Genomic DNA, 18,664 nt, shown 5'->3' with positions numbered 1-18,664 from the left:
TGCGCGGGACAGAAGTTGCCAGCTGACAACTCTTGGTCGCTAGAGGGAGAGTCGCCAGCTGGCTACTTGGCTCACTACTGCAGTTGAGTGAGACTCCAGTGCGCACCTGCCAACACCGGTCATCGAGGGTAATGTGCAGAAGGTTCTGCAAAAGCTGAGCGGCTGAAGCGCTCATGGTAAGTCCGGTGGTTGCGAAAATTGACCTTGCCCCCAAGTTTTATCCAATCCTGAGTTCGCTCCGGTCGTTGGATTTGCCCGATTGGGCGGTGGAAGCGACGGGAGCTGGCGCGGAGCCTTCGGCATAGCGCAGCGCCAGATCCCGGCGCGGGTGACAGGTGAAGGCGAACTCGGAGGGCGTTTTCCATCCGAGCTGCGAGTGGGGTCGGGCATCGTTGTAATCGGCCCGCCAGCATCCGAGTGCGACGCGAGCCTGGGCCAGTGACGTGAACAGCGTCTCGTTCAGCAATTCATCCCGCAGCCGGCCGTTGAAGCTCTCGATGAAGGCATTCTGCATGGGCTTGCCCGGCGCAATGTAGTGCCAGGCGACGCGGCTCTGATCCGCCCATGTCAGGATGGCGTTGCTGGTCAGCTCGCTGCCGTTGTCGCTGACCACCATTTTCGGCTTGCCGCGCTCGATCATCAGCCGGTCCAGTTCCCGCGCCACGCGGATGCCGGAGAGCGAGGTATCGGCCACCAGCGCCAGGCACTCGCGGGTGCAGTCATCGACCACGGTGAGGACGCGGAAGCGGCGGCCGCAGGTCAGCTGATCCGACACGAAGTCGAGCGACCAGCGCTCGTTCGGCCCCATCGGCACCGTCATCGGCGCCCTGGTCCCGATGGCGCGCTTGCGGCCGTCACGGCGGCGCACTGCAAGCTTCTCTTCCCGGTACAGCCGGAACAGCTTCTTGTGGTTGACCCTATAGCCCTCCCGCTTGAGCAGGACATGCACGCGCCGATAGCCGAAGCGGCGGCGCTCGTGCGCGATCGCCTTCATGCGCTGGCGAAGGCCGCCATCGTCCGTCCGGATCGTCTTGTATCTCACAGTCATGCGGCAGCTGCCGATGGTTTTACACGCCCGCCGTTCGCTCATCCCGTGGGCATCCATGAGATGGGCGACAGCTTTCCGCCTCCTCGCGGGCGTCACCATTTCTTTCCCAGCAAGTCCTTCAGCGCGACATTGTCGAGCATGGCATCCGCCAGCAGCCGCTTCAGCCGCGTGTTCTCATCCTCCAGCGCCTTCAGCCGCTTAGCCTCCGACACCTCCATACCGCCGAACTTCGCCCTCCATTTGTAGATGCTGGCGTCGCTAACGCCATGCTTGCGGCACAGGTCGGCAACCGAAACGCCGGCCTCGTGCTCCTTCAAAATCCCGATGATCTGCTCTTCCGAAAAGCGGCTGCGCTTCATGCTCTGGTCCTTGTCGTGGGCCAGAACGAACTTCAAACTGGATTAAGCCCGTGGGGCAAGGTCAAAATCACCGCTCGCAGAGGAGCAAGGACCACCATGACCGTGACGAAGATTAGGACGGATGTCTCTGCCGTCAAACAGCTTTTGGCGTCGGATAAGGAGTTCCTGAAGCCGCTGATCCAGGCCGCGGTGCAGGAGACGCTCGAAGCCGAGATGCGGAGACGCTAGGTGCGGAGAAAGGGGAGCGCACCGAGGCGCGGCTTGGCTATCGCTCCGGCTATTACACGCGCTCGCTGATCACCCGGATCGGCAAGATCGAGCTGAACGTGTGGCAGGATTGTCAGGGCCGGTTCTCGACCGAGCTGTTCGAGCGCTACCAGCGTTCGGAGAAAGCGCTGGTTGCGGCACTGGCCGAGATGTACGTGCAAGGCGTCTCGACGCGGAAGGTGAAACAGGTCACCGAGGAATTGGTGGGCCATGCCTTCTCGGCGTCGGCGATCAGCGCGATTAACAAGCGGCTGGATGCGTCACTGAGAGCCTTCTGCGAGCGCGAGCTGAAAGAACCGTTCCCTTATCTGATCCTGGACGCTCGCTACGAGCGGGTTCGGGAGGATGGGATTGTTGGCAGTCAGGCGGTGCTGATCGCGATCGGCGTCGACTGGGAAGGCCGTCGCCCGGTGCTTGCGGTCGAGCTGGCCAATCGGGAAAGTCGATCGAGTTGGAAGGAGTTTTGGAGGGGCTGAAGGCCTGCGGTCTGCATGGCGTTGACTTCGTCTCTCCGATAATCGCCCGGGGCTGAAGAAGGCAATCGCCGAGGTGCTCGCCGGCGTATTCTGGCTGCGCTGCTATGTGCACTTCCTCAGAAACACACTCGACTATGTGCCGCGCAAGGTGGATGACGATTGCCTGCTGGAGCTGCGCTGGATGTACGACCGGCGCGATCTGGCCGAGGTGCGGCGGGATCTGGCGGGCTGGCTTGCCAAATGGGGCGGAGTCTATCCCAAGCTCACCGGCTGGGTGGAGGAAAACATCGAGGAGACCTTGACCTGCTTCCGCCTCCCACTGGCCCACCGCAGGCACATGAAATCGACCACATGCTCGAACGCCTCAACGAGGAGATCAGGCGCCGCACCTATGTGGCGCGAATCTTCCCCAATGAGGAGCTGTTTGCGGCTGGTGCGGGCGCTGACCATCGAGCGGCACGAGGCCTGGCTCGAGGACCATCGCTACCTCAACATGGATCTGCTCAAGGAACACAAGAAGGAGGCGCTACGCCAGACGGCCTGACGATGCTCGGGCCCACCAAGGGGAATGCACGCCACCTTCTCCGCCGCCGTCGCTCGCCCGCTGCGCGTCTGGGTGAGACAAGCGACGGCGGCTCCGAGGGGATAGCTCAACCGGATCCCATGATCAATTTTGCTGAACTTGACGCACAGAACTTCATCGAGCAGGCCAGGCGCGCGTTAGTAATGAATCGTGAACCTTTGTAAAAGCGCTCACACAATCGCCACAAGGTCAGGCCGCGACTCGAGTTGGAAGCTCCCAACGACCCCAGCGGCGTGGAGACCTAGGCCGATACACATGATCCAGCTCATCCGTCTGACGCCCAACTTCCGAGCCGGACCACGGCGGCCGGGCCTTTGAACAGCGTATCTCGCCAGGCATTGTCCTCAGTGCGGCCGCGGCGTCAATTGAGGAGCTGCCCGCCGAGGTCGTCATCGCCGAGACGGCCAATGATGCCCGATCGCCGCCAAAAAGGCGCTCGCCGTCGTCCCCAACAACCCGTCACACGCGCTCAAATGTGCGCTCGACAAGCATCTCTATGCCCAGCGCCATCTCATGGAATGCTGCTTCTCCAAACTCAATCAGTTCCGTCGCGTCGCCACCCGCTTCGAAAAAACCGCCCGAAATCGTCCTACGGATGCGACAAGTGTCCACACGCCCTAGCTAGAGGTGACGGCCTTCTTTAGCCAAACCTTGTTGTCGTGGAACGCAGCCCCTCCGATCGGAGCGATCGTGTCCGCGCCCGTCAGCATGTTGATGCCGCGGCCGCCGATGTGGCCCTTGTTCGGGTGAACGGATTCGGCGATCAGCACGCCGCGCCGCACGCCTTCGAACAGCGTCGCGACCAGTGTGGTCTCGCCGCGGCTGTTGCCGAGCGTCACCGCATTGCCGTCGGCGATGTCGAGCGCAGCCGCATCCAGCGGATGTATCATCACGCTGGCCCTGCCCTCGCGCGCCTGCGAGGACGACGTCTCGTTGAAAGTCGTGTTGAGGAAGCTGCGCGAGGGGCTGGTCGCGAGGCGGAACGGGTGAGCCTGGTCGGTATGCTCGATCACCGCCCAATGGTCCGGCAGCGAGGGCATCTTGTCGAAATCGCCCATCGTCTGGCCGAACGGCGGGTGCGCCCAATCTGCCCTAAAGTGGAATTTCTTGTCGGCATGGGCGAAGCCGTCGAGATAATGCGAGGTGCGGAAGTCCGGCTGCAGGTCGCGCCAGAGGTCGGCTTCGAGGCCAGCGATGTCGCCGTGATTGCTCAGCTTCAGCGTCGCGTCGATCAATTCGCGCGGGCTCATCTCGAAGCCCGGATGCTTGGCGCCGAGCCGCGGCGCCAGCGCCTGCAGCAGCTCGTGGTTGGAGCGGCATTCGCCGGGCGGATCGATCAGTTTCGGCCCGACCGAGATATGCTGGTGGCCGCCGCCGTAATAGAGATCGTCATGCTCCATGAACATGGTCGCCGGCATTACGATGTCGGCCATCTCGGCGGTCTCGGTCATGAACTGCTCGTGCACCGCGACGAACAGATCCTCGCGCGCAAAGCCCTGCCGCACCAGCGCCTGCTCCGGCGCCACCGTCATCGGGTTGGTGTTCTGGATCAGCAGCGCCTTGACCGGGCCCTTGCCCTGCAGAGCTTCGGCATCGCCGGTGAGGATGCGTCCGATCTGCGACTGGTCGAGCGCGCGCGTCGACTTGTCGATCGCGTCGTGGCCCTCGATGATGGATTCGTTGAAATGCCACAGCGCATAATTGTTGAAGAAGGCGCCGCCACCTTCATATTGCCAGGCGCCCGTCACCGCGGGAATGCAGAGCGCCGCATGCATCTGCGCCGCGCCGTTGCGCGAGCGGGTGAAGCCGTAGCCGAGGCGGAGGAACGTCCGCTTGGTCTCGCCGACCGCCTTGGCAAAGGCCTCGATCTCCGCCACCGGCACGCCGCAGATGGCGGACGCCCATTCCGGGGTGCGCGTCTTCAGATGCGCCTCGAGTTCGGCAGGGCAGTCCGTGTATTTGTCCATGTAGCCGCGGTCGGCATAGCCGTCGCGGAACAGGACATGCATCACGCCGCAGGCGAAGGCGCCGTCGGTACCGGGGCGCAGGATGATCTTGATGTCAGCCTGCTTCATGGTCTCGTTATCGTAGATGTCGATTGCCGCGATTTTCGCGCCGCGCTCCTTGCGGGCACGGGAGGCGTGCGTCATCACGTTGACCTGGGTGTTGACGGGGTTGGTGCCCCAGATCACCACGAGGTCGGACAGCGCCATCTCGCGCGGGTCGACGCCGGCGATCTTGCCGGTGCCGATCGCAAAGCCGATGCGCGCGACGTTGGCGCAGATGGTCTGATAGAAGCGCGAATACTTTTTGACATGCGTGAGGCGGTTGAGACCGTCGCGCATCACGAGGCCCATCGTGCCGGCGTAGTAATAGGGCCAGATCGATTCCGCCCCGAACTCGCGCTCCGCCTGATTGAGGCGCTGCGCAATCTCGTCCAGCGCCTCGTCCCACGAGATCCGCGCGAACTTACCGGAGCCCTTGGCGCCCGTTCGCCGCAGCGGATACATCAACCGCTCGGGGTGATGGATGCGCTCGGCATAGCGGGCGACCTTGGCGCAGACGACGCCGGCGGTATAGGTCTGCTTTTTCGAACCGCGGACGCGGCCGATGCTGCGGCCCTCGACCACCTCGACATCGAGGGCGCAGGCCGAGGGGCAGTCGTGCGGACAGGTCGAATGGCGGATCTCGATCTTGGCGTGCTGGTTCATGTCCCAGTTCGTAACATCAAAATACCTGTTAGCCGAGGGCATTTATCCGGCGATGCCCATGCGATTTGCTCAAACCGCGCGCGGCAACGGTTCCTGCTGCGACCGCGAAATGCGGACCGCCACACCGACAGTCATCCGGTATTCCCGGTCCAATCGCTGCTGTGAGGCGTCGACAGCCCGCATTCCCTGCCGCTACAGTGCCGGCCAACAAGAACGACATCAGGGAGGTGGGCATGACAGCCCGAAGCTTCATGCTGGCGATGGCCGCCGGCCTGCTCGCTGCATTCTCCGCAGCCCCCTCTTCCGCACAGGATTATCCCAGCCGCGCGGTCCGGATCGTGGTGCCCTTTGGCGCCGGTGGGCCGGCCGATGTCGCGGCCCGGCTGATCGGCAACGTCTTCCAGGAGAGCTTTGGCCAGCCCTTCGTGATCGAGAACCGCACCGGCGCGGGCGGCGTCATCGGCACCGTGGAAGCTGCGAAGTCGCCGGCCGACGGCTACACGCTGCTGATGATGTCCAACACCCAGACCGCGAATGAATCGCTGCTGACACCGGACAAGCGCAAGTACGAGCTGATGCGCGATCTCGCGCCGATTGCGCCGGTGAACTATTCCGATCTCGTCATCGTGGTGAACCCGAGTGTCCCGGCGAAGACGCTGCCAGAGTTCATCGCGCTCGCCAAGGCGCAGCCCGGAAAGCTGAACTACGCCTCTTCCGGCCAGGGCACGCCCTATCATATGGCCGGCGAGCTGTTCAAAGCGATGGCCGGCATCGACATCGTCCACGTCCCCTATCGCAACAGCGGCGAGGCGCGCGGCGGCGTGATCGGTGGACAGGTGCAGATGATGATCGATGCGGTGCCGGCGATGGCCCCGAATGTCGCCGAGAACCAGGTCCGCGCGCTCGCGACCACGGGCAAGCAGCGCTCCGCGGTGCTGCCGAACGTGCCGACCGCGATCGAAGCCGGTGTTCCCGGCTATGAGGCCACGATCTGGCTCGGTCTGATGGCGCCCGCGGGCACGCCGAAACCCGTCATCGACAAGCTCAATGCCGCCGTCAACGCAATGGTGAAGCGGCCCGACATCGTCAAGCTCTGGACCGAGCAGGGTGCCGCACCCATGTCGATGACACCGCAGCAATTCGACAAATTCCTGCGCGGCGACATCGCGAAATGGGCCGATGTCGTCAAGAAGTTCGACAAGTCCTGAGGCCGCGCTGCTCATGCCCTCTCTTCAATTCCGCCTCAATGGCGCAGCGATCGCCGTCGATGCCGATCCAGATCAGATGCTGCTCGACGTGCTGCGCGGCCAGCTCGGCGTCACCGGTTCGCATTTCGGCTGTGGAGCCGGTGGGTGCGGCGCCTGTCATGTCATGGTCAACGACCGCGGGATGACCTCCTGCGACATGCCAATGTGGTCGGTCGCGGACAAGGATGTCGTCACGGTGGAAGGCCTCGGCACAGTGCAGCAGCCGCATCCGCTGCAACGCGCCTTCATCTCCGAACAGGCGATGCAATGCGGCTATTGCGTCTCGGGAATCCTGATCAGCGCTGCCGCGCTGCTGAAACGCAATCCGTCGCCGACGGAGGCCGAGGTCAGAGCGGCACTCGACCGCAATCTGTGCCGCTGCGGATCGCATAACCGCATGGTCCGCGCGGTGCTGCGGGCAGCCTCTGAGATGGCCGCGCCATGACCTCCCCTGCCCCGAAACTGCCGGTCAGCCTTACGGCCAATCCAAGGCTGTCATCTTGGGTGCGATTCTCCGGCGATGGCCGTGTGGCGATCTCGCCCGGCAAGGTCGAGATCGGCCAGGGCGTCGTCACGGCGCTGGCGCAGATTGCGGCGGACGAGCTCGACGTCGATCTCGGCCGCATTGACATGATCCGTGCCTCGACGGCGATGAGCCCGAACGAAGGTGTCACCTCGGGCAGCCTGTCGATCCAGCAATCCGGCCGTGCGCTGCGCCACGCCTGCGCCGAGGTGCGGCAACATTTCCTCGCTGCCGCAACGGAACGTCTCGGTGTCGATGCAGCGTTGCTCGATATCGATGACGGCACGATCTCGGGTCCCGGCAATGTCACGACCAGCTATTGGGAGCTCGCTGGCGAGGTCTCGCTCGACCACGACGCCACCGCGGGCGCGCCAGCGAAAGGCGCTGCGAGGCGCGCCCTCGCCGGACATTCGGTCCCGCGGGTCGACATTCCCGACAAGGTGTTCGCACGACCACGATTCATCCACGATTGCGCGCTGCCTGGCCTGCTGCACGGACGCGTGCTACGGCCGGATGTCTCGCGCGCCAACTTGATCGCTCTCGACGAAGCGTCGGCGCGCGCCGTCCCCGGCCTCGTCGCGATCGTCCGCGACGGCAGCTTTGCAGGCTTGGTTGCCGACGGCGAGGCCGCGGCGGAAGCCGCTCTGAAGATCTTGCGCAAGGGCGCGACATGGTCGGCCGGCGAGCCGCTGCCCGATGAAGACGATCTCGCGGGCTTCCTGAAAAGCGAGCCTGTCGAGACCACCGTCATCGACACCAGGACGGCGACCTCTCCGAAGCAAGCCGTGCGCATCCTCCGCCGGCAATACACCCGCCCGTACATCGCACATGCCTCGATCGCACCCTCCTGCGCCATGGCGCGATGGGACGGCGATCGGGTCCACGTCTGGACGCACAGCCAGGGCGTCTATTTGCTGCGCGCCGATCTCGCCATCGTGCTCAAGCTGCCGGCCGAGAGCATCGTGGTCGAACACATGGAGGGCGCAGGCTGCTACGGGCACAATGCCGCCGACGACGTCGCGCTCGATGCCGTGCTGCTGGCGAAAGCGGTCGGCGGCCGTCCGGTGCGGGTACAGTGGTCGCGCCATGACGAGATGAGCCATGCGCCGTTTGGTGCGGCTATGGCCATCGAGATCGAGGCCGATCTCGATGCGGACAACGAGATCGTCGGCTGGCGCCATGCGATCTGGAGCAACGGACATGCGGCACGGCCCGGGCGCGCGACACAGCCGGCGCTGCTTGCCGCTACCGAGATCGAGAACCCTTATCCCCGCATGATCTCGACCAATCCACCGGCTGCGAATGGCGGCGGCGGTGATCGCAATTCCGTGCCGCTCTATGATTTTCCAGCCTGGACGATCACGAGCCACCGGCTGCTGACGATGCCGGTGCGTACCTCGGCGCTGCGGACCCTCGGCGCGCAAGGCAATGTGTTCGCCATCGAATCCCTGATCGACGAGATTGCCTGCCTGCGGGGCGAGGACCCGATCGCATTGCGCTTGCGCCACCTGCGCGACGAACGGGCGAAAGATGTGATCCGCGTCGCAGCGCGACGCGCGCAGTGGAAGCCGCAGAAGCGATCCGGCATCGGCTACGGCGTCGGCTTTGCCCGCTACAAGAACACGGGGGCCTATTGCGCCGCGATTGCGGAGATTGAAGGCGCCGACGACATCCGCGTGAAGCGGCTGACGCTTGCGGTCGATGTCGGCGAGGCCATCAATCCCGATGGCGTCATCAATCAGATCGAGGGTGGCGCCATCCAGGCGACGAGCTGGGTGCTGAAGGAGCGCGTCCGCTTCGATCGCACGCGCATCACCTCGGCCTCCTGGACCGATTATCCAATCCTGAGATTCAGCGAGGTGCCGGCGGTGGATGTCGAGATCATCCAGCGGCCGGAGATCGAGCCGGTCGGCGCCGGTGAGGCCGCGCACGGCCCGGTGACGGCGGCGATCGCCAATGCGGTCTACGATTGCCTCGGCGTGCGCGTGCGCGACCTGCCGATCACGCGCGACAGGATCATTGCAGCTGCGGAGCTCGCATCGTGACGACAGTGAACATTTTGAGCGGCGGCGCGGCGCAAGGCCTGGTGCGCGGCCTCACCGAGACCTTCAAGGCGCAGACCGGCCTCAGTATCGACGGCGAGTTCGGCGCGGTCGGGATCATGGCCGACAGGCTGCGTGCGGGAGCACCGGCCGACCTCGTGATCCTGACGCAGGCGCTGCTTGCAAAACTCGCCCAGGAGAAGCTCGTCGTTGCCTCCTCGGTCGCGGATGTTGGTCGGGTCGAGACCGCGCTGGCGGTCCGCAGCCGCGATCCCAGGGTGGTGGTGAAGACCGAAGCCGATTTGCGGGATGTGCTGCGTTCCGCAGACGCCATCTACGTCCCGGATACCAAGGCCTCGACCGCTGGACAGCACGTTGCAAAGGTGCTGGATCAGCTGGGCATCGCCTATGAGGTCGCCTCGCGTCTCAAGATCTTTCCAAACGGTGCGACCGCGATGCGGGAGCTTGCAGCGTCAACTGCGCAAAGACCGATCGGATGCACCCAGGCGACCGAGATCATCGCCACCGACGGCATCGCGCTATCAGGATCGCTGCCGCCGGGATGCGAGTTGGTGACGATGTACGCGGCCGGCGTGACCACGCGCGCCGCGTATCCAAAGGAGGCCGCTGCGCTGGTCGCACAATTGACCGGCGCAGACCGGAGGGAACTGCGCCGGCGCGTGGGCTTTGCCGACTAAATGGCCGGCCTATTTGTGCAGCTGGGTGAGGCCGGTCGGCGGACCGTCGACCGCGGTCCAGCCGCCATCGACGAACAGCGTGCTGCCGCTGACATAGCTCGCGGCGTCCGAGGCGAGATAGGCCACGGCGGTCGCGACCTCGTCGGCGCTGCTCCAGCGATTGAACACGGTGTGGCCGGCGTAGAGATTGTAGATGTCGGGGCGCTGCTTGAACGGGCCGGTCAGCGCGGTTTCGGCAATGCTCGGCGCGATCGCATTGACGCGCACGCCTGCATGCCCGACTTCGGAGGCGAAGCCCTTCACGAGGAGGCCGATCGCCGCCTTGGTCGAGCCGTAGACGCCGAGGCCCGGCTCGATGGTGACCGCGCGTACCGAGGAGCAGGCGATGATACTGCCGCCCTTCTGCTCCACCATGATGCGGCCGAAAGCCTGGAAGAACCACACCGTGCCCTTGACGTTGAGATTGAGGACGCGATCGAGATCTTCCTCGGTGTAGTCGAGGATAGTCTTGCGGATATTGAGACCCGGTGTCGTCACTGCGATGTCGAGCCGCGGAAACTTCTGCATCACGGTTTTGGCCAGCGCATTGACGTCCGCAGCGCTTGCGGCGTCGCAAGCCGCTGCTTCCGCCAAGCCGCCCTTGTCGCGAATGCCGGCGGCGGTCGCCTCCGCCGCATCAAATGCGCGATCGGCGCAGACGACGCGGGCGCCGAGATCCGCAAGCGCCTCGGCCGATGACTTGCCGATGCCGGAAGCGGCACCAAGCACGACTGCGGTCTTGCCGGTGAGATCGAAGAGCTTGCGGTAGTCCGTCACTGATAGCTTCTCCCTGATGCTGCTAACCCTTGTAGCCCATCAAGAGGCGCGGCAGCCACAGCGAGAATGCAGGGACGTAGGTCACGAACATCAGTGCTGCGATCAGCGCAGCATAGAACGGCAGGATGGTGCGCATCACCGCGCCCACCGAGATGCCGCCGATGGCGCAGCCCACGAATTGCGTCGTTCCGACCGGCGGGGTGTTGAGCCCCAGGGCGCAGTTGATCAGCATCAGCATGCCGAACTGCACCGGATCCATGCCCGCCTTCATCGCGATCGGCAGGAAGATGGGGGTGCAGATCAGGATGGTCGCCGCCATGTCCATGAACGTGCCGAGCACGAACAGGATGATGTTGATGAGCAGGAAGATCATCCAGGGTTGCGTCGAGACCTTGCTCATGAGGTCGCCAGCGAAATCGGCCACCTCGTAGAGACCCATCAGGTACTGGAACATGGTGGAGACGCCGATCAGGAGCAGCACCACACCCGTCGTCTTCACCGCCTTGGCCGCGGCCCGCAGGAAGTTCTGCAAGGTCATGGTGCGGTAGATGAAGAAGGTCAGCAGGATCGTGTAGGTGACCGCGACCGCTGCGGATTCCGTTGCCGTGAAGACGCCGGACAGGATGCCGGCCAGGATGATGCCGACGATCAGCAGGCCCGGCAGCGCGGCCGCGAACGAGCGGAAAACCTCAGCCCAGCCCGGGAATTTGCCGGCGGGATAGCCGCGCTTCACCGCGACCGCGTAGGCGGCGACCAGCATGCAAACCATGAGCACCAGTGCCGGCAGGAGCCCCGCGGCGATCAGCGCGCCGATCGAGACCTTGCCGCCGGCAGCCAGCGCATAGATGATCATGTTGTGGCTGGTCGGCATCAAGGCCCCGACCAGCGAGGCATGGGTGGTGACGTTGACGGCGTAGTCGGTGTCGAACCCTTCCTTTTTCATCATCGGGATCATCACCGCGCCCATCGCCGACACGTCGGCCACGGGCGAACCCGAGACGCCGCCGAACAGCGTGCAGGCGACCACGTTCGACATGCCGAGGCCGCCGCGGATGTGCCCGACGAGGTTCTTGGCGAGCTGCACGATCTTGTCGGCGACGCCGCCGTGCAGCATCAGCTCACCGCTGAAGACGAAGAACGGAATGGCGAGGAAGGAGAAGATGTTCATCCCCGACATCATCTGCTGGAAGATGACGGCGACCGGCAGGCCTTCGTAGAGGATGGTGCAGATCGCCGACAGGCCGATCGCGAAGGCGACGGGGACGCCGAGGACGAGAAAGCCGAAGAAGGTGGCGCCGAGGATGATCAGTTCCATGAGGGGACGACCTCTTCGCCGCGCAGGAGAGCAATGATGTGCTCGATTGAAAACGAAACGATCAGGATGCCGGAGGCGATCAGCGGCACGTAGCGGATCACCTCGGGAAGGCCGAGATTGGGAATCTTCACGGTGCCGACCGATGCCCCGAGGATCCAGCCGTTATAGGCCATCGCAATGCCGAACACGGCCACCAGGACGTGGATCACGATCTCGATCTTCTCGCGCACATGATCCGGAAGCATGACCAGCAGGCTGTCCATGCCGATGTGTCCCGCATCGCGCACGCCGACGGCGGCGCCGATCAGCGTGACGTACAGAATGAGGACCAGGGCAAGATTCTCGGTCCAGGTCGGGCTGGAGTTGAGCACGTACCGTCCGAACACCTGGTAGAACACGATGGTGACGATGACGAGCAGGCCGGTCACCGACAGATACATGCCCACGCGCGCGATGGGTGCATTGATCCGCGACAGCAGGCCGGTGGACGGGCGTCCGGTGACCGCCTCCTGCTCGTGATCTGCGACGTGTGGGTCTGTCATCCCGCGCCTCCTTGTGAGGGCCCGGTGACGCCTCGCAGCGACGCCGGACCCGGTCCCCGCCGTGTCTACTTCGTGTCCTGGATGCGCTTGACGAGGCTCTGCAGCTTCTCGTCGCCGGCGAACTTCTGGTACACCGGCTTCATCGCATCGACGAATTCCTGCTTGTTGGCGATGGTCACGACCTGAACGCCGGCTGCCTCGACGGTCTTGCGGGAGGCCTGCTCACGCTCGTCCCAGAGCTTGCGCATGACCGGCACCGATTCCTTGGCCGCCTTGCGGATCATCGCCTGATCCTCCTTGCTCAGCGTGTCCCAGACCTTCTTCGACATGACGAGGACTTCGGGCGCCAGCGAGTGCTCGGTGACGTTGTAGAACTTGGCCGCCTCAAAATGACGCGAGGACTCATAGGAGGGCCAGTTGTTCTCGGCCGCGTCGACGAGGCCAGTCTTGAGCGCGGTATAGACCTCGCCATAGGGCATCGGCGTCGGGTTGGCCCCGAGGCTCTGGATCATGCCGACCCACAGGTCGGACTGCTGGACGCGGATCTTCAGGCCTTTGAGGTCGGCGAGCGACTTGACCGGTGCCTTGACGGTGTAGATCGAGCGCGCGCCGCTGTCGTAATAGGCAAGGCCGACAAGGCCGGCAGGCTCCATCGCGGCCAGGATCTCATCGCCGATCGGCCCATCGAGGACGGTGCGCATGTGCTGCGTATCTCGGAAGACGAAGGGCAGGCAGAGGGCGATGGTTTCCGGCACGAAGTTGTTGAGCGGCGATGAGTTGATGCGCATCATGTCGAGCGCGCCGATCTTAAGCTGCTCGATGGTGTCCTTCTCTGAGCCCAGGGCCCCGTTGGGAAACACCTTCACGCCGAGCTTGCCGCCGCTCGCCGCTGCGAGCTGCTTGCCCATGAACTTGACGGCCTCGACGGTCGGGTAATCGGCAGGATGCACGTCGGCGGAGCGGAAATCGCGTGCGGTCGCCAGGGGCGCTGAGACCGCCAGTGCAACGGCTGTGATGATACCGGTGAGCGTCTTCATCTGGGCTTTCCTCCTGGGTTGATTGGACTGATTATATCGTTGTCGGGGCGGCTGCTGGCCGCCTTGGGTCGCTCCACTTCAGGTGTGAAGTCAAGCACCAAGTCGTCCCTAGGGCGGCCGGCATTCTCTGTCCAAGCTAAATGCGGCATCGATCGATGCTAGAGTTGCATCGATCGATCTGGCGCAATTATGGAGACCACGGGCCGGGTTGGCGTCGCCGGCACGTGAATTGACGCTACCAAGGCGGCCCCTCAAGATGCCGGAAACTCCGGATCATCTTGAGGGAATGCCCATGCCGCGGAAGCTGATCGATATCTCGGTGCCGCTCACAAACGACGTGACCGCCGATCCGCCCGGCAATCACCCGACGATCCAGTATATCGATCACCAGCAGGGCCTGCCGCGCATGCTGCAGTTCTTCGAGGGCCTCAAGGCGGAAGACCTTCCGGACGGCCAGGGCTGGGCCGTCGAGCAGGTCTCGCTATCCACCCACAACGGCACCCATCTCGATGCGCCCTGGCACTTCCATCCGACCATGAACCGCGGCGAGCGGTCGTGGACGATCGACGAGGTACCGCTGGAATGGTGCTTTCAGCCCGGCGTGAAGCTCGACTTTCGGCATCTGCCCGACGGCTACGTGGCGAGTGCCGAGGATGTCGAGAAGGAGCTGAAGCGCATCGGGCACAGGCTGTCGCCGCTGGAGATCGTCGTCGTCAACACCAGCGCCGGCGCAAAATTCGGCAAGGCCGACTACGTCAATTCCGGCTGCGGCATGGGCTATGAAGCCACCATGTATCTGCTCGAGCGCGGCGCGCGGCTGACCGGCACCGACGGCTGGAGCTGGGATGCGCCGTTCGTCTACACCGCGAAGAAATATGCCGAAACAAAAAATGCCGGCCTGATCTGGGAGGGCCACAAGGCGGGACGGCATATCGGCTATTGCCATCTCGAGAAGCTGCACAATCTCGACCAGCTGCCTTCGACCGGATTCACGATTTCGTGCTTCCCGGTGAAAATCGAGCGCGCCTCCGCGGGCTGGACCCGCGCGGTCGCCATCATCGACAACGAGGTCTGAGGCGTCACTCGCCGTCGAGGCCGCTCTCGGCGAGCTCGCGCAGCGCGTCGGTATCCAGCACGACGATGGCGCCGTGCTCGAGGCGGACCCAGTTGCGGCCGGCCCAGGCACGCAATTGCTTGTTGATGCTCTCGCGCGTCATCCCGACCATCTCGCTGATCTCCTGCTGCGTGATGGCGAGCGTGCCGCTGCCGGAATCGAGCTTGCGCTCTTCGGTGAGACCCAGCAGCGCACTTGCAAGCCGGCCCGGCAGATTTTGGAGGATCACCTGCTCGACCTGCTGACTGGTCCAGCGCAGACGCGCGCACAGCAGCTCGATGAATTTCATCGCCAGCGCCGGCTGGCTCTTGACGAAGGGCAGGAAGTCCCGGCGATCGATGACGTAGAGCTCGCAATTGGTGTTGGCGGTCGCATCCGCCGATCTGGGAGCGCCGTCGAGCACGGCGATCTCGCCAAAGATTTCCCCGGGACCGATCAGATTGAGGATGGCGTTCCGTCCGTCGGGCGACGAAGAGGAAATCTTGACTGTCCCCGCGATCACCGCGAACAGACTGGTACCGGGATCGCCCTTGGCGGCGATCGTTGCGCCGCGCTTGACCGTGGTGTGCTTGGCATAGCGGCAGAGCTGATCGAGCGCATCCGGCTCCAGATCCGCGAAGATCGGGTGCTTGCGTAGGACCGATAGTTTGTTGCCCGCCGACTGTCGGGGGTCGCCGGTCTTGTCCTGAGGCACGCCGCGGGGCTCCTAAGACTACGAGGCACTGGGTTCCTGCGTAGTCAACGTTATCAGGCTTTTCAACCGGAAAGCACCCGCGCGATTCGAGGCAAATGCCACGAAATCGCCGGTAAAGTCGGAAGTTCGCATCCGAAGGATGCGCCGATGCGTCTCAGTCGATGCAGAGTTGCAGGCAGCGCAAGCCGAGATTGCGTTGAGACGCTGCCGAAGGCCAGCGCGCTTGGGCGAGCATCGGTCGTCGGCGCGCCGGACGCGGACTAAGGACTGAGGAGCTTCAGTGCTTAGAATCCGGATCGACCAGACTGATGCCGCCGTGGATGATCTCGATCACGCCCTCACGCTCCAGCTTGGCGAAGGTGCGACTCACGGTTTCGATGGGCGATGTCCTGGCGGCTCATCGGCCCGCTCACGTCAGCCGAGCAGCAAGGTCGCAACCTTCTCGCCGGCCGAGGCGCGCTCCTAGCTGACGCGCTCATAGCTTGAGCCTGACGTCGCAAATATCAGGCTCGGCCGGATCCGGCTTGACCTCGAAGCCGAGCTGCCCGCACATGTCGAGCATGACGGTGTTCTCCTGGAGCACGTCGCCCGATATGATCTTCAACCCTTCCGACCGCGCGTAGTCGATGATCAGCTGCATGAGGGTCCAGCCGAGCCCCCTGCCCTTGAGATCGGACCGCAGCAGGATCGCGTATTCGCCGTTCTCATAGATCGAATCGGAATGGAGCCGCACGACGCCGACCATTTCGCCGGTGGCCTCGTCGAATGCGATGAAGGCCATCGCGCGTGCATAGTCGAGCTGGGTCAGGCGTGCGATGAACTCGTGGGTGAACTCCTTCATCGGTGCGAAGAAGCGCAGGCGAAGGTCGTGCGGCGTGACGTGACGCAGGAATTCGTGAATGGTCGGCTCGTCCTCGGGCCGCATCGGCCGCACGAAGATGCGCCAGTCATCCTTGAGGTTGAGGTGCCGCTCCCATTGCGACGGATAGGCGCGAACGGCGAAATTGGCCGGGCCGGAGCCGGCGAACTTCCGTTGCGGCGGCCCGACCGCGACGCGGGCATCCACCGCGGTCACACCGGTTTCGTCCGCCAGCAGCGGGTTGATGTCGAATTCGCGGATCTCGGGAATATCGGCCGCCATCTGCGCCAGCTTGACCAGCACCATGGCGACCGCGTCCTGCTTGACCGCAGGCACATCACGATAGGCCTTCAGCAGCCGCGACACGCGCGTGCGGTCGATCAGATCGCGGGCCAGTTGCAGATCGAGCGGCGGCAGCGCAAGCGCCTTGTCGTTGATGATCTCCACCGCTGTCCCGCCGCGACCGAAAACGACCACCGTGCCAAAGGTCGGATCGTCGGCGAGGCCCAGGATCAGCTCGCGCGCCTTCGCCTTGACGACCATCGCCTGGACGATGACGCCGCCGATGCGGGCCTCGGGCCGCTGCCTTCTCGCCCGCGCGAGAATGTCCGTAGCCGCCGCACGCACGGCCTCCGGGGTCGTCAGATTGAGCACGACGCCGCCGACATCGGATTTGTGGACGATGTCCCGCGACATGATCTTCAGCACGACGGTGCCGCCCTGTGCGAAGATATCCTTCGCATAGGCCACCGCCTGCTCGACATCGGTTGCCGCATGGGTCGGCACCATCGCGACGTCATAGGCTTCGAGCAGGTGCTTGATCTCGACAGGCTCGAGCCATTCACGACCGTCCGCGATCGCGGCGGTGACGATCTGCCTCGCCCCCCGGGCGTCCGGAACGAACGTATCGGGCATCGCGGGAGGCACCTGGCTCAGCTCCTCCACCACTTCGCGGTGCCGGACCAGATGCATGAAGCCACGCACGGCATCGTCCTGGGTCGGATAGTTCGGCACACCGGCGCCGGAGAGTGCCTGAATGATGTGCTGATCAGCCCCAACCCAGGCCGCCAAGATGGGCTTGGCCCATCGACGGTGCTGCTCGCGATATTTGCCGACGAGCTCCGTCACGGTCGTCGCGATCTCGGCGGCCGAGGCGATCGCGGTTTGCACGTTGAGGACGAGGACTGCGTCGTTGTCGCGATCGGCCAGCAGTTCCTTCAGCGCCGCAGCGTAGCGCGAGGCATCGGCGTCGCCCACGATGTCGACGGGATTTGCACCGGACCAGGTCGGCGGCAGCGCCGCGTCGAGCTTCTTGCGCGCCTCGGCCGAGATGGTTGCCGGAACTCCGCCGAGTTCGACCAATCGATCGACGGCGAGGACGCCGATGCCGCCACCGTTGGTCAGGATGGCGAGCCGCTTTCCCGTCGGCGATTCGACCCGGCCCAGTGTCTCGGCACAATCGAACAGCTCACGCAGATCGGACACCCGCAGCACACCTGCGCGGCGGAACGCCGCGTCATAGACGGCGTCGGCGCCGGCAAGCGCACCGGTATGCGTGGCAGCGGCCTTCGCACCCTGCGCCATACGGCCGGACTTCACCACCACGACAGGCTTCACGCGCGCGGCGGCGCGCGCCGCCGACATGAACTTGCGCGCGTCCCTGATGGCCTCGATGTAGAGCAGGATCGCGCGGGTCTTGTGATCCATCGCGAAATGGTCGAGCAGATCGGCAATATCGACGTCGATCTGATCGCCGATCGAGACGATACCGGAGAAGCCGACGCCGCGCTGCGCGGCCCAATCCACCATGCCGGCGGCAATCGCGCCCGATTGCGAGATCAGCGCGAGGTTGCCCGCTCCCGGCATGTGCGCGGCGAAACTGGCGTTCAGGCTGACGCCGGGCATCATGATGCCGAGGCAGTTCGGCCCGATCAGCCGCATGCCGTGCTTGCGGGCAGCAGTGCTTGTAGCTTCGTGCAGCGATCCCGGTCCCTGGCCGAACCCGGCCGAGACGATCAGCGCGCCCGCAGACCCGCGACGCCCGGCTTGATCGACAATGTCTGGAATCTCGCTCGCGGGCGCGGTGATGACCACGAGCTCGGGCACGAAGTCCAACCTGTCCAGGCTCTTGACCGCCGCGACGCCGCCGATCTCGGCATGGCGCGGATTGACGAGGCCAAACCGCCCCTTGAATTCGGCCTTGCGAATGTTCTCCAGGACGGCGCGTCCCACGGACGCCGGACGCGCACTCGCCCCGATGAGCGCAACTGAGCGCGGCGACAGCAGGTTGTTCAGGCGATAGATCGACATGGAGGCAAATGCGCCGGGTCAGC

At 64.4% G+C, this 18,664-nt stretch carries 15 protein-coding genes and 4 pseudogenes; 10 read left to right on the top strand and 9 right to left on the bottom strand.

The features are described from left to right. Window positions 1-217: 217 nt before the first annotated feature. Window positions 218-1,407 (bottom strand): IS3 family transposase gene (locus P6U29_RS14915; protein WP_407119331.1). Its coding sequence is split into 2 segments (ribosomal slippage): window positions 218-1,158 and window positions 1,158-1,407, totalling 1,191 coding nucleotides; the frame shifts between segments, so codons are not numbered across the junction. A 96-nt stretch (window positions 1,408-1,503) separates the two neighbouring features. Here P6U29_RS14915 and P6U29_RS14910 point away from each other — a divergent pair. From P6U29_RS14910 to P6U29_RS14890, 5 genes and pseudogenes are all read left to right on the top strand, one after another. Continuing rightward, window positions 1,504-1,635: a hypothetical protein gene (locus tag P6U29_RS14910; RefSeq protein ID WP_407118274.1), complete on the top strand. Its 132-nt coding sequence runs from the start codon at window positions 1,504-1,506 to the stop codon at window positions 1,633-1,635. Window positions 1,636-1,682: 47 nt separating this feature from the next. Then, window positions 1,683-2,150 (top strand): annotated as a pseudogene (locus P6U29_RS14905) (transposase); the annotation flags it as partial. 73 nt (window positions 2,151-2,223) lie between these two features. Next, window positions 2,224-2,565: pseudogene (locus P6U29_RS14900) on the top strand (transposase); the annotation flags it as partial. Further along, window positions 2,502-2,897, top strand: a complete 396-nt coding sequence (locus P6U29_RS14895) for a transposase (RefSeq protein WP_407118273.1) — start codon at window positions 2,502-2,504, stop codon at window positions 2,895-2,897. The pseudogene P6U29_RS14900 and the gene P6U29_RS14895, both read left to right, overlap by 64 nt. A 188-nt stretch (window positions 2,898-3,085) precedes the next feature. Continuing rightward, window positions 3,086-3,354: pseudogene (locus P6U29_RS14890) on the top strand (hypothetical protein); the annotation flags it as partial. On the opposite strand, the gene P6U29_RS14885 reads toward P6U29_RS14890, so the two are convergent. Then, window positions 3,351-5,444: a molybdopterin-dependent oxidoreductase gene (locus P6U29_RS14885; RefSeq protein WP_407118272.1), complete on the bottom strand. Its 2,094-nt coding sequence runs from the start codon at window positions 5,442-5,444 to the stop codon at window positions 3,351-3,353. The pseudogene P6U29_RS14890 and the gene P6U29_RS14885 overlap by 4 nt on opposite strands. Window positions 5,445-5,677: 233 nt before the next feature. On the opposite strand from P6U29_RS14885, the gene P6U29_RS14880 reads away from it, so the two are divergent. The 4 genes from P6U29_RS14880 to P6U29_RS14865 are packed head-to-tail and all read left to right on the top strand — an operon-like array spanning window position 5,678 to window position 9,954. Further along, entirely contained in the window at window positions 5,678-6,652 is a 975-nt protein-coding gene (locus P6U29_RS14880; protein WP_407118271.1) for a tripartite tricarboxylate transporter substrate binding protein, read from the top strand. 13 nt (window positions 6,653-6,665) lie between these two features. Continuing rightward, complete coding sequence (locus P6U29_RS14875; RefSeq protein WP_407118270.1) at window positions 6,666-7,136, top strand: (2Fe-2S)-binding protein; 471 nt, start codon at window positions 6,666-6,668, stop codon at window positions 7,134-7,136. Next, window positions 7,133-9,259, top strand: coding sequence for a molybdopterin cofactor-binding domain-containing protein (locus tag P6U29_RS14870; protein ID WP_407118269.1), 2,127 nt, complete (start codon window positions 7,133-7,135; stop codon window positions 9,257-9,259). Before P6U29_RS14875 ends, P6U29_RS14870 begins: the two co-directional genes overlap by 4 nt. Continuing rightward, window positions 9,256-9,954, top strand: a complete 699-nt coding sequence (locus P6U29_RS14865) for a molybdate ABC transporter substrate-binding protein (RefSeq protein WP_407118268.1) — start codon at window positions 9,256-9,258, stop codon at window positions 9,952-9,954. Before P6U29_RS14870 ends, P6U29_RS14865 begins: the two co-directional genes overlap by 4 nt. A 9-nt stretch (window positions 9,955-9,963) precedes the next feature. Here the strand turns inward: P6U29_RS14865 and P6U29_RS14860 are convergent, their stop codons facing one another. The 4 genes from P6U29_RS14860 to P6U29_RS14845 all read right to left on the bottom strand — a co-directional run bounded on the left by P6U29_RS14860 (window position 9,964) and on the right by P6U29_RS14845 (window position 13,664). Continuing rightward, complete coding sequence (locus P6U29_RS14860) at window positions 9,964-10,770, bottom strand: SDR family NAD(P)-dependent oxidoreductase (protein WP_407118267.1); 807 nt, start codon at window positions 10,768-10,770, stop codon at window positions 9,964-9,966. Window positions 10,771-10,792: 22 nt separating this feature from the next. Then, the gene (locus P6U29_RS14855) at window positions 10,793-12,085 is read right to left on the bottom strand and encodes a TRAP transporter large permease (RefSeq protein WP_407118266.1); all 1,293 of its coding nucleotides are present in this window, start codon (window positions 12,083-12,085) and stop codon (window positions 10,793-10,795) included. Beyond that, a complete protein-coding gene (locus tag P6U29_RS14850) occupies window positions 12,076-12,627 on the bottom strand; it encodes a TRAP transporter small permease (RefSeq protein ID WP_407118265.1) in 552 nt (183 codons plus the stop codon). Before P6U29_RS14850 ends, P6U29_RS14855 begins: the two co-directional genes overlap by 10 nt. A 65-nt stretch (window positions 12,628-12,692) precedes the next feature. Then, the gene (locus P6U29_RS14845; RefSeq protein WP_407118264.1) at window positions 12,693-13,664 is read right to left on the bottom strand and encodes a TRAP transporter substrate-binding protein; all 972 of its coding nucleotides are present in this window, start codon (window positions 13,662-13,664) and stop codon (window positions 12,693-12,695) included. Window positions 13,665-13,956: 292 nt separating this feature from the next. Between P6U29_RS14845 and P6U29_RS14840 the strand changes: the two genes are divergently transcribed. Beyond that, window positions 13,957-14,739: a cyclase family protein gene (locus tag P6U29_RS14840; RefSeq protein WP_407118263.1), complete on the top strand. Its 783-nt coding sequence runs from the start codon at window positions 13,957-13,959 to the stop codon at window positions 14,737-14,739. 4 nt (window positions 14,740-14,743) lie between these two features. Here the strand turns inward: P6U29_RS14840 and P6U29_RS14835 are convergent, their stop codons facing one another. From P6U29_RS14835 to P6U29_RS14825, 3 genes and pseudogenes are all read right to left on the bottom strand, one after another. After that, the gene (locus tag P6U29_RS14835; RefSeq protein ID WP_407118262.1) at window positions 14,744-15,472 is read right to left on the bottom strand and encodes a Crp/Fnr family transcriptional regulator; all 729 of its coding nucleotides are present in this window, start codon (window positions 15,470-15,472) and stop codon (window positions 14,744-14,746) included. A 277-nt stretch (window positions 15,473-15,749) separates the two neighbouring features. Then, a pseudogene (locus tag P6U29_RS14830) lies at window positions 15,750-15,876 on the bottom strand (helix-turn-helix domain-containing protein); the annotation flags it as partial. A 71-nt stretch (window positions 15,877-15,947) separates the two neighbouring features. After that, window positions 15,948-18,641 carry a GNAT family N-acetyltransferase gene (locus tag P6U29_RS14825; RefSeq protein WP_407118261.1) on the bottom strand — a complete coding sequence of 898 codons (2,694 nt, stop codon included), beginning with the start codon at window positions 18,639-18,641 and terminating at the stop codon, window positions 15,948-15,950. Window positions 18,642-18,664 lie beyond the last annotated feature (23 nt).

This window comes from Bradyrhizobium sp. LMG 9283, assembly GCF_045571415.1.
GTDB lineage: Bacteria > Pseudomonadota > Alphaproteobacteria > Rhizobiales > Xanthobacteraceae > Bradyrhizobium.
Note: the sequence above shows the minus strand (reverse complement) of the source record. Positions and strands in the feature narration are given on the sequence as shown.